General features: G+C 43.8%; 13 protein-coding genes. All 13 read left to right on the forward strand.

Annotated features, from left to right (window positions below):
- Positions 1 to 47: 47 nt before the first annotated feature.
- The 13 genes from EJL91_RS13690 (at position 48) to EJL91_RS13750 (ending at position 15,244) form a co-directional block, all read left to right on the forward strand.
- A complete protein-coding gene (locus EJL91_RS13690) occupies positions 48 to 830 on the forward strand; it encodes a protein-ADP-ribose hydrolase (protein ID WP_125142517.1) in 783 nt (260 codons plus the stop codon).
- Positions 831 to 1,170: 340 nt separating this feature from the next.
- Positions 1,171 to 1,878, forward strand: a complete 708-nt coding sequence (locus EJL91_RS13695; RefSeq protein WP_125142518.1) for a polyphosphate polymerase domain-containing protein — start codon at positions 1,171 to 1,173, stop codon at positions 1,876 to 1,878.
- Entirely contained in the window at positions 1,875 to 2,549 is a 675-nt protein-coding gene (locus EJL91_RS13700; protein ID WP_125142519.1) for a DUF4956 domain-containing protein, read from the forward strand. The genes EJL91_RS13695 and EJL91_RS13700 overlap by 4 nt, the downstream gene beginning before the upstream one ends.
- Before the next feature lie 40 nt (positions 2,550 to 2,589).
- Positions 2,590 to 4,215: a CotH kinase family protein gene (locus tag EJL91_RS13705; RefSeq protein ID WP_125142520.1), complete on the forward strand. Its 1,626-nt coding sequence runs from the start codon at positions 2,590 to 2,592 to the stop codon at positions 4,213 to 4,215.
- A 12-nt stretch (positions 4,216 to 4,227) separates the two neighbouring features.
- Positions 4,228 to 6,510, forward strand: coding sequence for a glycosyltransferase family 2 protein (locus EJL91_RS13710; RefSeq protein WP_243125343.1), 2,283 nt, complete (start codon positions 4,228 to 4,230; stop codon positions 6,508 to 6,510).
- 15 nt (positions 6,511 to 6,525) lie between these two features.
- Positions 6,526 to 7,950: an MBOAT family O-acyltransferase gene (locus EJL91_RS13715; RefSeq protein WP_125142522.1), complete on the forward strand. Its 1,425-nt coding sequence runs from the start codon at positions 6,526 to 6,528 to the stop codon at positions 7,948 to 7,950.
- Between the two features lie 18 nt (positions 7,951 to 7,968).
- Complete coding sequence (locus tag EJL91_RS13720; RefSeq protein WP_125142523.1) at positions 7,969 to 9,198, forward strand: alginate O-acetyltransferase AlgX-related protein; 1,230 nt, start codon at positions 7,969 to 7,971, stop codon at positions 9,196 to 9,198.
- On the forward strand, positions 9,195 to 10,217 hold the full coding sequence (locus tag EJL91_RS13725; protein ID WP_125142524.1) for a glycoside hydrolase family 5 protein: 1,023 nt from the start codon (positions 9,195 to 9,197) through the stop codon (positions 10,215 to 10,217). The genes EJL91_RS13720 and EJL91_RS13725 overlap by 4 nt, the downstream gene beginning before the upstream one ends.
- A 34-nt stretch (positions 10,218 to 10,251) precedes the next feature.
- Entirely contained in the window at positions 10,252 to 11,094 is an 843-nt protein-coding gene (locus tag EJL91_RS13730; protein ID WP_125142525.1) for a ComEC/Rec2 family competence protein, read from the forward strand.
- A gap of 254 nt (positions 11,095 to 11,348) precedes the next feature.
- The gene (gene rpsB, locus EJL91_RS13735) at positions 11,349 to 12,086 is read left to right on the forward strand and encodes a 30S ribosomal protein S2 (RefSeq protein ID WP_164516844.1); all 738 of its coding nucleotides are present in this window, start codon (positions 11,349 to 11,351) and stop codon (positions 12,084 to 12,086) included.
- A gap of 75 nt (positions 12,087 to 12,161) precedes the next feature.
- Positions 12,162 to 13,097, forward strand: coding sequence for a translation elongation factor Ts (gene tsf / locus EJL91_RS13740; RefSeq protein WP_125142527.1), 936 nt, complete (start codon positions 12,162 to 12,164; stop codon positions 13,095 to 13,097).
- A gap of 175 nt (positions 13,098 to 13,272) precedes the next feature.
- Positions 13,273 to 14,190 (forward strand): ABC transporter permease, encoded by a 918-nt coding sequence (locus EJL91_RS13745; RefSeq protein ID WP_125142528.1) that lies wholly within the window; start codon positions 13,273 to 13,275, stop codon positions 14,188 to 14,190.
- A gap of 13 nt (positions 14,191 to 14,203) precedes the next feature.
- Entirely contained in the window at positions 14,204 to 15,244 is a 1,041-nt protein-coding gene (locus tag EJL91_RS13750) for an ABC transporter permease (RefSeq protein ID WP_125142529.1), read from the forward strand.
- Positions 15,245 to 15,256 lie beyond the last annotated feature (12 nt).

Genomic DNA, 15,256 nt, shown 5'->3' on the forward strand with positions numbered 1-15,256 from the left:
ACGATAATACAAAGGGGGAAGAGTAAAAGGAATGGAGGCGGCAGAAGATGATAAAAAAGGAACAGGCATATTTCCTGATTCAGAGTTTGATAAACGATATGCCGGAATATGGCAGTATAAAAGTTCCGGATAATGAAAAAGAGCAATGGACTGTAATACGCTCACTTATGAATGTTCGGCCTCCACGGCCGGTATCTCAATCCTTTTTAGAGGTTCAGAATGAATATTTATCGGAACTTGTCAGACAGCGTGGGGTGATTGACTGCTGCAGTTTTGAACCGTCACATCTGAATAAGAGAATTTTTCTATGGCAGGGAGATATCACGCGGTTAAAGGCCGATGCAATCGTAAATGCGGCAAACAGCTCACTTTTAGGATGTTTTCAGCCATGCCATTCCTGCATTGACAATATGATCCACTCGCTCTCAGGGGTGCAGCTCCGTCTTAAATGCAATGAAATTATGCAGCAACAGGGCAAAGAGGAACCGTCCGGCGCCGCAAAAATCACACCGGGATATAATCTTCCCAGTCGGTACGTATTACACACGGTAGGTCCGATTATAACCGGCCCACTGCAGAAACGGGACTGTGACTTATTGGCAGGATGCTATCGCTCATGTCTTGAACTTTCAGTGGAAAATCATTTGGAAACGATAGTATTTTGCTGCATTTCAACAGGAGTATTTCAGTTTCCCCAGGAGAGGGCGGCAGAAATTGCGGTGAAAACGGTCACCAGTTTTCTGGAGCGGAACTCATCTGTCCGCCGGGTTATTTTTAATGTATTTACAGATAAGGATAACAAGATATACCAGAAGTTGTTGAACAACTAAATATATAATCATAAGGCAGACATTCAAAAAGGGATGTCTGCCTTATTCAACCACATTTCTAATATTGATTTTTTATATCAGTATCTCTTCCACGATATATTTATCTTAAATTTCCTCTAATATTCAATATTTTAGAATCAGTCTGTTCGGGTTTGCAAATAAAGATCTGTAATATAGACATATCAAATCATTTACTCATGAATAGAATGGTAAAATAAAGCATTACACAAATCTTACATAATCTTTACAAGGCCTGATTTATTTGATATAGTTGACTTGTTTCGGTAAAATATAAACAATTTTGGTAAAAAACAAGGAAAGATGAAGGAAGGGCAGGATTATGGCAGAGTTTTTAGATGTTCTGCGCACTGAGAAAAAATATCAGGTTTCTCCTGCTGTGGCAGGGCAGATTGCAGCCAGGCTGTCGTATATTATGCCATTTGACAAAAATTGCAGAAATGCACGGCCTTATGTTGTGAATTCACTCTACTTTGACTCTTTGTATAACAGGGATTACCGCGAAAAAGAAAGCGGAGTGGAATTCAGAAAGAAAATCCGTCTCCGGGTTTACGGGGAGGGCGATACAATAAAGCTGGAATGGAAGCGGAAGCAGGGAGCGAAACAGAGAAAGCAGAGTTTGCTTCTTTCGAAGGCAGATGCCGAGAGCATGATAAAGGGAGATTACCGCTGCCTTATGAAATATGAGGGGGAACTTCCAAGATTGTTTTATACAATGATGGAGGAGGAAGTATACAGGCCCAAATGCATGATACGGTATCAACGCCTTGCATTCACAATACCAACCAATGATATCAGGCTCACACTGGACAGTCAGATATCATCGCAGGAAGGGCAGTTTAATCTGTTTCAGAAGTCAATTCCATTTTATCCGGTCACAACTCCCGGGGAAACGACACTGGAAGTAAAATACAATCACTTCCTGTTGGATTACATCAGGACTGCGCTTTCTCCGTTTGAACTTACGGAGTCAGCCAGCAGCAAATATACGGCATCACGTTATTTTGGATTAGGAGGAACTATTTCATGAATGAAGATCTTTTATATTACATAACAAACCATGCGGGAAGCCTGTCGGTACAGGAACTGCTGATTAACTTTTTCAGTGCGCTGGTAATCGGGTTTATTATCTTTTTGTCATACCGTTTTTCACACTCGGGAGCGGTCTATAATGCACGGTTTAATGTATCTCTTTGGATGCTGACAATCGTCACGACAATGGTTATGTGCGTAATTGGAAATAATATAGCGCTGTCCCTTGGTATGGTCGGTGCATTGTCGATCGTCAGGTTCCGTACTGCAATCAAGGATACCAGGGATACAGCTTATATTTTCTGGTGTATTGCAGTGGGAATCTGCTGCGGGATTTCTGATTTTGTGACTGCATCTATCGGCAGTGTAATCATATTTCTTCTGATGCTGGTAATCGGCGGCGTGCGCAGCAATACAAGGTATCTGCTGATTGTGAGGGGCCAGTCGGATATGGCCGGTGAGGTGGAGAACATGATTCAGGAGCCTCTTAAGGGAAAAGCACGCCTCTGCGTTAAAAACCAGGGCAGGGAAAGCATGGAGTATATCTATGAGCTGTCTGAAAAACAGGTAAAAATCTGGCAGAATGGAAAAGTGAGCCAGAAGCTTCTGGAACAGAAAGGGGTTATGGAAGTAAACCTTGTAGGCCAGAACGATGAAATTTCTGCATAAATGACAGAAAAACGGACAAAAAAGAAAGAGTGACTTAAGTATGGGTGCAAAGTGGAAAGCGGCCTTTGCCATGATCTTGTTCAGCGTGGCGGTCTGTGCGGGATTCGGAATGTGGAAATATCAGGCAATCGACAAAAAGGAAGAGCGGGTGTGGCATCATGAACTGGCGTCCGCGGCCGATCCGACGCTGGGGACTGACTCGGTTCCCGAAGACTTTATGGTGGATGGGAATTTTACTTCGCATTTGCCGCTCGTTATTATTGATACGGGTGGGGAAGAGATTGTGAATTATAAGTACTATGACAAAAAGACGGATGCCATGTTATATCCGGAGGGAATTGATGTGTATACCCAGATACAAATATCAGTTATTGATAACAAAAATTCTGTGAATCATATCGGAGATTTGCCTGGAATCACATCATCCGGAAAAATAAAAGTAAGAGGCAACCATTCGGCGCTGCTCCCAAAACATCAGTACAGAATCAAACTGCTTAATGAAGCAGGCGAAAAATCCGGAAAGCCACTTTTAGGAATGGATACTTCGGATGATTGGATTTTGAATGGAACTCAGGTTGACCGTTCTTATCTTCGAACTTACCTGGCCATGAATTTGATGGGAGAAATGCAGCCTTATACACCTGATTTAAGATACTGTGAGGTTATTATAAAAAACGGCGGCACATATCGTTATGATGGTTTGTATATGATGATGGAGCCTATCGAGCGTGGAGAAGGAAGGGTAGAAATCAGCCGGTATTCTCCTGGCGCTGTTTCAATTCCCTATCTCCTGAAACGCGATCGTTACGATGCGTCTGCAGTATCGATTCCTACATATCTTGACAATTTCCCGGAAAAAAGAAAAAGCTGGGAACTGGAATGGGAGAATGATGCGGTGGTCAGTGCCGTTTATCCTAAAGAGGATAAAATAACAAAACAATCGATACAGAAAATTTCGGAAGAAATATCAGAACTGGAAAAAGCGCTGTACTCCGATGATTGGTTAGAGTTCATTCAATACAGGCAGATGATTGATATGGAATCATTTTGTGATTACTTTATAATTAATGAATATCTGACCAGTTATGACGCTGGGCTACATTCTACCTATTTTTATAAAGATATTGGCGGAAAAATAAAAATGGGACCTGTCTGGGATTTTGATGGTGCCTTGGATAACGGCTCGCATTTTTTAACAGATTATAATTATATAGTTATGAAGCAAAGGCCATGGTTTGAGCGTATGATTCAGGATCCGGTATTTGTAAACAAGCTTTGCGAACGGTATGGAGCATTACGCAAAAATATATTATCGGATGAATATGTAGAGAAGGTGTCAACAGAAGCCCTCATATTTCTGGGAAATGCAGTTAAAAGAGATATTTCAAGATGGGGCGAAGAGTACGAAAAAAACCCTTTGGATGATTTAACTGAAAAAGGCACAGGATTGTCGGTGCAGAGAGTACGCAGTGACACAGATGGGGAAGTGCAAAGACTTATCGATTTTGCATCCCTGCACGCATCATACATGGATCAGCACATACATGAGATTTATGTACCCTGGGAAGGAAAACAATGGCGGAGTAACAGTTTAGCTGTATTATTAATTTTGAGTTTTTTTGTATCAATCATTCTGGTTCAGAGAACCAGAGATGGACTCAGATAGAAGGTGGCAGGAATGGGAAAGAAGATTAAAATATCAAAACAGAACCAGAAGGGGACTAAGGAAAAATTCTGGATTGTGGTGGCACTTGTCAGTATGACAGTCTATATCATCTGGCGTCTTTTCTTTACCATCCCGGATCATAACGTTTACGGATGGCTGGCGACTGTCTGCGGGATTTTTCTGGCAGTTTCAGAAACGATTTCCATGTTGGAAGGAACAGAGCATTTTGCCAGGCTGGGGAAAAAATCGGCTCCGGATATGCCCATAGTACCGCAGGAATGGTATCCCGATGTAGATATACTGATTGCAACCCACAATGAGGAGACGGAACTTCTTTATAAGACTGTGAATGGCTGCAGGCATATGGACTATCCCGATAAAAAGAAAGTACATATTTATATCTGCGATGATGGAAACCGTCCTGAGATGGCAGAATTGGCAAAAAAAATGAAGGTGGGATATTTTGGGCTGGCTGACAATAAAGAAGCCAAAGCTGGAAACTTAAATCATGCGCTGAGTAAAACATCTTCCCCATGGATAGTGACATTTGATTCAGATATGATTCCTACCCATGATTTTCTAATGGAAACGGTTCCTTATATTTTTCTTCCGCGTATGAAGAAGATGGATGACGGAACCTGGGCGGAGCGCACGGAAGAGGAGATGGATGAAAAGTACAAAATCGGCTTTATCCAGACTCCCCAGAGTTTTTATAATCCTGATATGTTCCAGTATAATTTCTTTAGTGAAACGAGAATCCCCAATGAACAGGATTTTTTCTTCCGTGAAATTAACGTTGGTAGAAATAATGCCAATGCACCGATTTATGCAGGTTCCAATACGCTGATTTCAAGAGATGCCTTGGATGCGGTTGGAGGAATTGCAACTGGTACAATCACAGAGGATTTCGAAACGGGGATTAAAATCCAGGCAAAAGGCTATTCGTGCTATGCGGTCGATAAAACGCTTGCACACGGGCTTGCCCCGACAGACATTGATAACCTGATTAAGCAGCGTGTACGGTGGGGGCGAGGATGCATCACTTCCCTGCGCCGGACGAATCTACTGTTTAACCCTCATATAAAGTTGAATGCAAAGATTAGTTATCTGGCATGTTGGATGTACTGGTGGACATTTTTTAGGAGATTTATCTACATCATCTCCCCGATTCTGTTTATTTTGTTTGGCATTCCGGTTGTAATCTGCAGTCTTAAGGAATTAATTTTCATCTGGCTGCCCTCCTATGTCCTTTACAATCAGGCCCTGAAAGTAACATCCGGCAAGATAAGAAACAAGCGATGGAGTAACACTGTAGATACCGTAATATTCCCATATATGATTATACCCGTCTTACTGGAGACACTGTTTATCAGGCAGAAGAAATTTAACGTCACAAGTAAAACGAGGGATACGGCCAGACATTCGGATATGATGCTGGCAATACCGCAGACGATTCTGCTGGTCTTTGATGTAGTGGCGCTCGTCATTGCGGCAAGGAGTGCTTTCCAGTCTGGCAATTTTGGTGCAGCTGTGTTAATATACTGGCTGGCCTTAAATGCACAGCATCTTGTTATGGCTCTTTTCTTCATGTCGGGGCGTCGGAATCTCCGGACGACAGACCGATTCTATGTCCGCGTCCCGGTTGAAATTTCCTATCAGGGGAAACAGTTTTACGGTGTAACCACAGACCTGTCCGAGACGGGGCTGGCAGTGCTGTGTGATAAATCCATCTATATGCCCCATGGCGAAGAGCAGATGACGCTCCGGCTTAAGACGGAACGGTATGAATCGGAGTTGGGAGCACACTGTGTACATGTCCAGAAACAGGGTGATAAGTGGAAATACGGAATTCAGATTACCGATGTGGACGATCAGAACAAGGACAGCTATTTCCAAATCCTGTATGACCGCGATCACAGCCTGGCGAAAACAATGAGCCCGTCAGTAAGTATCATTGATGATATCTTCCTGAATGTCCAGAAGCGTTCCGCCCATGCGGAAAATTCTAAGAGACAGCTTCCACGTATTGAGCTGAACAGGATGATGGATACTGTGGACGGAAAACAGGTATATGTACAGAACTGTAATTATGAGTATTTACTGGTTAAAGAAGAAACAACTCTGCCTGAGGTGTTGGAGATACGGATTCCAGGAAGCGATTCCCTTATGAAATGTGTTAAAATGGGGAACAAGGCCGGACTTTACCGACTGGATAACTGGAAAGAACTGCTTTTCTCAGATGCCTTTGATCTGTTATTTGCCCAGGTAGAAGAGAAACGTGATAAAGTAAGCTGAAAGGGGTAAACAAATTTGGTTTTCTCCAGTATTGTATTTTTATTTTATTTTCTTCCTGCCGTACTGGCACTTTATTATACAGTGTTCCGGTTTAGTGTAGGGTTAAGAAATGCCTTCCTGCTGTTGTCAAGCCTGATTTTTTACGCATGGGGAGAACCATATTATGTTGTACTCCTGCTTGGATGCTGCGTATTTAACTGGGCTGTGGCTCTTGCGCTTGCAAGATGGAGGAGCGCCGGGAAATTATGGCTCTTTGTCGGCTGTACCGGCAATCTTGGAGCATTGTTTTTATTTAAATATTGGAATTTTGTGCTATCTGTCCTGAATGGGATTCTGGGGACGGAGCTGAACTTTTCTATGGCTTTGCTGATGCCGATTGGAATCTCGTTTTTTACATTTCAGGCGCTTAGTTACGTAATTGATGTTTACCGGGGAACGACCCCAGTTCAGAAAAATTTGATGAATGTGGCTCTGTATATCTCCTTTTTTCCGCAGTTGGTAGCAGGACCGATTGTGCGGTATAATACGGTTGAACAGCAAATAAAACACCGTACTCATTCATGGGAACTATTTTCTTCCGGATGTGTACGGTTTGTCCAGGGGCTTGCTAAAAAATTGGTTTTGGCAAATTCTTTTGCTATCGTTGCAGATAATATTTATTCGATGACAAATGCGGGACACAGGATTATGGCTATACCGGTTACACTTGCCTGGTTGGGGTCTATTGCCTATACACTACAAATTTTCTTCGACTTTTCCGCTTATTCGGATATGGCAATAGGCCTAGGAAGAATGTTTGGCTTCCAGTTTGAAGAAAACTTTTCTTATCCTTACATCTCACGTTCTATAGGGGAATTCTGGAGAAGATGGCACATTTCGCTTGGAACATGGTTTAAGGAGTATGTTTACATTCCCCTTGGAGGTTCACGGGTAGAAAATAAAAGCAAGATGATAAACAACATGCTGATTGTCTGGATTTTGACCGGACTGTGGCATGGCGCCGCGTGGAACTTCCTTTTTTGGGGACTTCTTAATTTTGCATTTCTTGTATTGGAACGCCTGTTTGAACTGGAAAAGAGAGAAGGAAAATCGATATGGAGACACATTTATGCTCTTTTCGTAATTAATATGGGCTGGGTACTGTTCCGCTGTGAGAGTTTTTATCAACTGAAGGAATATCTTGGAAATATGTTTTGGATGAATCAGAACGGATTTTTTAGTCCATATACCTGGATGTTTTTGAAAGAATATGCGGTATTGTGGGTAGCCGGTATTCTGCTGTGTACGCCTGCCATAAAACAGGCCGGTATGCGATGGTATGGCAGGTATCCGAAACGGGCCCAGCTGCTGTATCCGCTGGGAATGACGGTGGTGTTTGTAATATCGGTAATCTATATTTCCAAGAGTGGTTATAATCCTTTTATTTATTTTAATTTCTAATCCGGAGAGAGGAGAAATATGGAAGAAAACAATAAAAAGGGAAAGTCCCTATTTTCCGTATTATTTTTAATATGCCTGTTCTCCTTTTCAGCTCTTAATCTTATTTGCAAGGGACCGGTGGTGATGAAAGAGCTGAGGGAGGAGAAGCTGGACTTTCATAAACCGAAACAGGCAATTACTGCGATTGAAGAAGAGATGAGTGAGGAATTGCTCTTTCGTTATCCTTTAATTGAAGGATATGGGGCGTTGCAGCTTATGATGGGGAAAAAAGAAGAAAATGCTTTTTCAAATGTTATTGGAAAAGATGGAATGCTTTATGGAGGCAATTTTTGGAGTGGTTTTGGTGATGATCAAAAGGAACTGGCCGTAAGAACCCGTAGATTACACGATTTATTAGAGGAAAAAGGAACGAAAATGGGTGTCGTGATTTTTCCAATGAAGTTACCTGAAGAATCAGAGCGATATTATGGGATACCCTATAATGATTTTTCAAAATTAGCTGGTGATTATGTTTCATGGCTCCGTTATTATCAAGTACCTATGCTGGATTTAAGTGATATATGCGGAGCAAGTGGACTTACAAGAAAGGAAGCTTTTTTCCGAACAGATCACCATTGGACTCCTATTGCAGCTTTTTCCGGATATTGTATGATTCTGGAATGGATGGAAAAATCTTTTAATGCTGTCCCAGATCCTGATTATGAATTACGTAACCTTGACAATTATAATAAAATAACACTTCCTGGTTATATGCTGGGTTCACAGGGACGTGAAACGGGTAGAATATTTGCTGGCGGGACAGAAGATTATACGGTAATTTATCCGAAAAATGAGGGGGATTATCTGTTATACCGTGGGAGGTTGAATAACTATTTAACATACACAGGAAATTTTGAGAAATCCTTGCTCGCAATTGATAAGAAGAAAAAGAACTTTAAGGATATCTATAATGGAAGCGCGGAAGGGGTTTATTTGCATAACGGTGTTGACGAATATGTTTCAATTCAGAATTTAGAAACGGAATCTAAAGAAAAAATCCTTTTACTACGGGATTCATATGCAACACCAGTGGGAGCTTTTCTGGCCCAATCCTTTAAACAGGTTGACATGCTCTGGACACTGCGGATAAGTGAGAAAGAGTTGGATGAATTCTTGGGAAAAAATCACTATGATTATGTGATCCTCTCACTTTTTCCTGAGGATCTGAAGGGGGAAGCACTTCCTTTTGGAATGGAGAAAACACCATGAGATATTTAAAAAATGTGTTGCTATTAAGCGGTTTTACAGCAGCCTTGGCCATACTTTGCGGATGTAAAACCGCTGAAGGGGCAGAAGGTCCGGGAGTCAGCTCCCATGGCGCCCTGCATGTGGACGGTGCCGCCCTGAAGGACGAAAAGGGAAATACGATGGTTTTACGTGGAACCAGCAGCCATGGGATCACCTGGTATCCCAGATATCTGAACGGGGGTGCCATGGAGACACTGGCCGGAGCAGGAGCCAATGTGCAGAGGATTGCGATGTATACGGAGCCTCATAGCGCATATATTGAAAATCCTGAACAGAGCCTTGACTATCTCTATATGGGTATAGAAAGTGCTCTGTCTGCGGACATGTATGCAATTGCAGACTGGCATATTTTGAAGGATGGCAATCCCAATGAGTATGTGGAAGAAGCGGTATTATTTTTTGATGAAATCAGCCGCCACTATGGTGACAATCCAGCGATTCTGTATGAGATATGCAACGAACCAAATGGTGATACGAGCTGGGAAGATATCAGAAGTTATGCGGATAAAGTAATACCGGTGATACGCGCCAATGCGCCGGGAGCGGTAATCCTGGTTGGAACTCCGAAGTATTGTACCGATTTTTCAGGACCAATAGAAAAGCCTTTGGAGTATGGTAATATTATGTATACGATGCACCGGTATATCGATGTATCAGAGGAAAAAGCCTGTGAGAACCACCTGATCGAATCAATCGTAGAAAGCGGAGTTCCAGTGTTCGTCAGCGAGTGGGGAACTTCCGTTGGGGAACAGGCTTATCTGCAGGACGGAGGGCCAGGAAGTGGAGCGATAACATATCAGGAAAATGCCCGTCCGTTCATAGATTATATGAAGGAGCATGGAATCAGCTGGACTGCCTGGTCACTGAGTAATAAAGATGAGGCGCATAGCATGCTTAAAAGTGATTGTCAAAAGTACAGTGGATGGACAGAGGAGGATTTAACTGATTTTGGCATACTTATTTTCTCTGCATTTCGATAGGTCTATGCACAAGTTCGTCTACAGGGAGGTATGAATGGAAACTGCTCGTAAAATTGCCGTACTATTTCTGCGCGTACTCGGCGTATGCGCATTATGCGCCGCCATGATTGGCGGCTGGTATTTGCTGGAGAACCGGGGAGTAACAAAAGACGCCGAGTTTATTTTTGCAGGGACTCAGGAGGATGCGGATTGTGCAGTTCTTTTAAGCGGAGAGGACTGTGTCGTGATCGACACCGGAGAAGAAAAGGACGGCGCCCATATTCTGGAAATACTTAAGGACAGGAATGTGGATAAAATCGACTGCCTGATTCTGACCCATCCCGATAAGGATCATATCGGAAGCGCTTCTTTTCTTGTGGACAATATTCCTGTAACGGAGGTTATCACTCCCTATTATGAAGGGGAAAAGCCACTTTACCGGGATCTGCTCGACAAACTTGAGACGGAGCATATCCCCACAGAATCGCTGTCCCGCGACCGCCTTTTCACCTTTGGCGAGCTGGATATCCGCGTCTTCCCGCCGGAGGAATTCTATTATGATGAATCGAACGACTATTCTCTGGCGGCGCTGGTGAAACACGGAGACGTGACGCTGTTTTTTGCAGGAGATGCCGAAAAGGAGCGCCTGGGGGAACTTCTGAAACTGGAGCTGCCCCAGGTCAATGTATACAAGACGGCTCACCATGGAAGAAATTCCAAAAGAGGGGTAAAACTGATTGAAGCATTGAAACCGGAATACGCGGTGGTGACCGCGCAGGAGCCGGAGGACGAAATCAGGGAAGCGTTCCGGGCAAGCGGAACAAAAGTCCTCAGTACGGTTACACAGGATATCTGCTTTATGAGTGACGGAAAAAAGATTTCACCTGAAAATAAATGAGCCGGCCTGTAAAAATAAAAATAACCAGCAGAAATCAACAATTTAGCGGTATTTTCGCGTATAAACCACTTGCAGAAAAAATTTACCTGTGATATAGTATAAAGGCTAAAAAATCACGCCGGACGGATTCTTAAGGACGGTGCTCCGATGAAACAGGATGGAAAACGGCTGTAACAGGCCTTTTTGTTCTGCCAGGAGTCCCCGAGGAAGCAAAGAAGACGGCGGAAGAAGAAAACCAAATGGAGGAAAGAAACATGAGCGTTATTTCAATGAAACAGTTACTGGAAGCTGGTGTACATTTTGGTCACCAGACAAGAAGATGGAACCCTAAGATGGCTCCGTACATCTACACAGAGAGAAACGGCATCCACATCATCGACTTACAGAAATCCGTAGGTTTAGTGGATGAAGCTTACAAGGCAGTAGCAGACATCGCAGCAGACGGCGGCACAATCCTGTTCGTAGGAACAAAGAAACAGGCTCAGGACGCTATCAAGACAGAAGCTGAGAGATGTGGAATGTTCTTTGTAAACGAGAGATGGTTAGGCGGTATGCTTACAAACTTTAAGACCATCCAGAGCCGTATCGGAAGATTAAAACAGATCGAGACCATGTCTGAAGACGGAACATTTGATGTTCTTCCTAAGAAAGAAGTTATCGCTCTTAAGAAAGAGTGGGAGAAGCTCGAGAAGAACCTTGGCGGTATCAAAGAGATGAAGAGAGTTCCGGACGCTATCTTCGTAGTAGATCCTAAGAAAGAAAGAATCTGCGTACAGGAAGCACACACACTGGGAATTCCGTTAATCGGCATCATCGATACCAACTGCGATCCGGAAGAGCTTGACTATGTAATCCCGGGTAACGACGACGCTATCAGAGCCGTAAAATTAATCGTTTCCAGAATGGCAGACGCCGTTATCGAAGCAAGACAGGGCGAAGCAGAAGCTCCTGTATTCGAGGGCGAGGATGTTGCTGAAGCAGCAGAGGCATAATTACCGCTGAATGTTTCAGGACAGGCAGAACACCACTGAAATTGGAAATGAAAAAATATACGGAGGGAATTAAAAATGGCAGCAGTAACAGCAGCAATGGTAAAAGAATTACGTGAGACGACAGGCGCCGGCATGATGGATTGCAAGAAAGCTCTTGCAGCTACAGACGGTGATATGGATAAAGCAGTTGAGTTCTTAAGAGAAAAAGGACTTGCAGGCGCAGCAAAGAAAGCCGGACGTATCGCAGCAGAGGGTATCGTAGCTACTACATTATCCGCTGATGAGAAGAAGGCAGTAGTTGTAGAGGTTAACGCAGAGACAGACTTCGTAGCAAAGAACGAGAAGTTCCAGACCTACGTTGCAGACGTTGCGGCACAGGCTCTCAATACAACAGCAGCAGACATCGACGCTTTCTTAAATGAGAAGTGGGATAAGGAACCTTCCTTAACAGTTGCAGAAGCTCTTTCTTCCCAGATTTCCATTATCGGCGAGAACATGAAGATCAGAAGATTTGCACAGATCGAAGAGGCTAACGGTTTTGTTGCTTCCTACATCCATGCAGGCGGAAAGATCGGCGTTTTAGTTGATGTTGAGACAGACGTAGTAAACGACGCTCTCAAAGAGATGGCTAAGAACGTTGCAATGCAGGCAGCTGCATTAAAACCATTATACACAAACAGAGACGAAGTTGATGCCGATTATATCGAGAAAGAGACAGAGATTCTCACGGCAGCAGCTAAGAACGAGAAACCGGACGCCAATGACAAAATCATTGAGGGAATGGTAAGAGGACGTATCAACAAAGAATTAAAAGAGATCTGCTTACTTGATCAGGTTTATGTAAAAGCTGAAGACGGCAAACAGACCGTATCCCAGTACGTGGCAGAAGTTGCTAAGGCTAACGGCGCGAAAGTGGCAGTTAAGAAGTTTGTACGCTTTGAGACAGGTGAAGGCCTTGAAAAGAAAGAAGAGAACTTCGCAGAAGAAGTAGCTAAACAGATGGGAATGTAATGCTAGATAACAACGAAAAGTAGGAACGATGAACTTTTCATTGCCAATCAATAAAATCCCATGGCGGATAACCATGGGATTTTATTTTTTAGCAGACAATGTCCGCACACGGGTGACAAATGTATTTCATATGTCCATTTTTTGCCACCCCGACTCACAGGAAAGGAGAGATATCATGGCAAAATATATTGCAAAGCGTATTGGTCTGGCCGTTGTTACATGCTGGCTTGTAGCCACTCTTACATTTTTCCTGATGAACCTGGTACCAGGCGGCCCATTTATGGCTGAGAAAGCCCTTACACCCCAGGCCCAGCAGGCGATGATGGAAAAATACGGATTGGATAAACCACTTCCGGAGCAATACACAATTTATATGGGAAAAGTACTTCACGGAGATTTAGGTCCCAGCGTAAAGCAGAGAGGCCGTACCGTGAATTCGATTATTGAAACAAAATTTCCGGTTTCGGCAAAATTGGGAGGAATCTCTATTTTGATTGCCGTACTGGTTGGTATTCCACTTGGGAGTATCGCAGCATTTAAGAGAGGCAAGATGACGGATAACATTATCATTATTTTCAGTACCTGCGGAATTGCGGTGCCGAGTTTTGTTATCTCCACCCTGCTTATGTACGTACTGTCGTTTCAACTTGAATGGCTGCCTACATATGGACTGACATCGTGGAAACATTATATTATGCCCGTTACAGCGCTGGCGCTATACCCGGCCTCCTATATTTCACGTCTGATGCGTTCTTCCATGCTGGATGTCCTGGGACAGGACTACATGAGAACCGCCAGGGCGAAGGGAGTTACCTGGTTTTTCAGCGTGTTTAAGCATGCGCTCAGAAATGCCGTACTGCCGGTTGTTACATATCTGGGTCCCCTGCTTGCCTATACGGTTACAGGAAGCTTTATTGTAGAGAAGATCTTCACGATCCCGGGCCTTGGTTCCGAATTCATCGGCGCCATCACAGGCCGTGACTACCCTCTGATTATGGGTACTACAATTTTCCTTGCTACATTGATTATTACAATGAACGTGGTCGTTGATATCTTATATACCGTTATCGACCCGCGTATAAAACTGAAATAGGGAGGCACATGTGATGGACAATAATAAATTATCATTTCAGATGGATGTAAGCGACTTCCTCCCGGCAGATGAAAGTGAAAAACAAAGCCTTGTCGTGATGAGAGAGAGCGTCGGCTTCTGGCAGGACGGAATGCGCCGTTTAAAGAAGAATAAGATCGCCATGGTCAGTCTGATTGTTGTACTGGTTATCTTCGTGCTTTCATTCATTGTACCAACGGTTTATCCTTATAAATATGAGCAGCAGATTAAGACAAGCGTCAACCTGGCTCCAATGCAGTATTCGGAGGCGGAGCAGGCGCAGATAGACGCGGGGGAGAAAGTATTCCCGCACATTCTCGGCACCGATAACCTGGGACGTGACTATGCGGTCCGCGTTATGATGGGAAGCCGTGTTTCCCTGCTGGTAGGACTTGTGGCATCGGCAATCATTCTTTTGATTGGTTCCCTGTACGGTTCCATTTCCGGATTCTTCGGAGGATGGGTCGACATGGTGATGATGCGTATTGTAGATATTATTTACACGGTCCCCGATGTACTGATTATCATTCTCCTTGCGGCGGTGCTCAATTATCCCCTAAAGGATTTGGCGCAGAAGCCCGGATTTGAATGGATCGGCGTCATCGGTGTAAACCTGATCAGTATTTTTATCGTGTTTGCCCTCCTTTACTGGGTCGGCATGGCGCGTATCGTGCGAAGCCAGATCATGATTCTGAAAGAGCAGGAATATGTGACGGCAGCCAGGGCGCTGGGAGCTTCCAGCGGCCGTATTATCAGAAAGCATTTGTTAACTAACTGTATCGGTACTCTGATTGTTACGACAACGCTTCAGATTCCGTCCTCCATCTTTACGGAGAGCTTCTTAAGCTTCCTGGGACTTGGCGTAAATGCGCCGATGCCGTCCCTGGGCAGCCTTGCAAGTGCCGCTATTAATGGTCTCCAGAGCTATCCGCACCGCCTGTTTGCTCCGGCTTTTATGATTTCCATCATTATCCTGAGCTTTAACCTGTTGGGTGACGGCCTGCGCGATGCATTTGACCCGAAGATGAAGAACTAGGGAGGAACGAAG

Origin of the sequence: Clostridium transplantifaecale, from assembly GCF_900626075.1 — a bacterium.
In the GTDB taxonomy this organism is placed as follows: domain Bacteria; phylum Bacillota; class Clostridia; order Lachnospirales; family Lachnospiraceae; genus Otoolea; species Otoolea transplantifaecalis.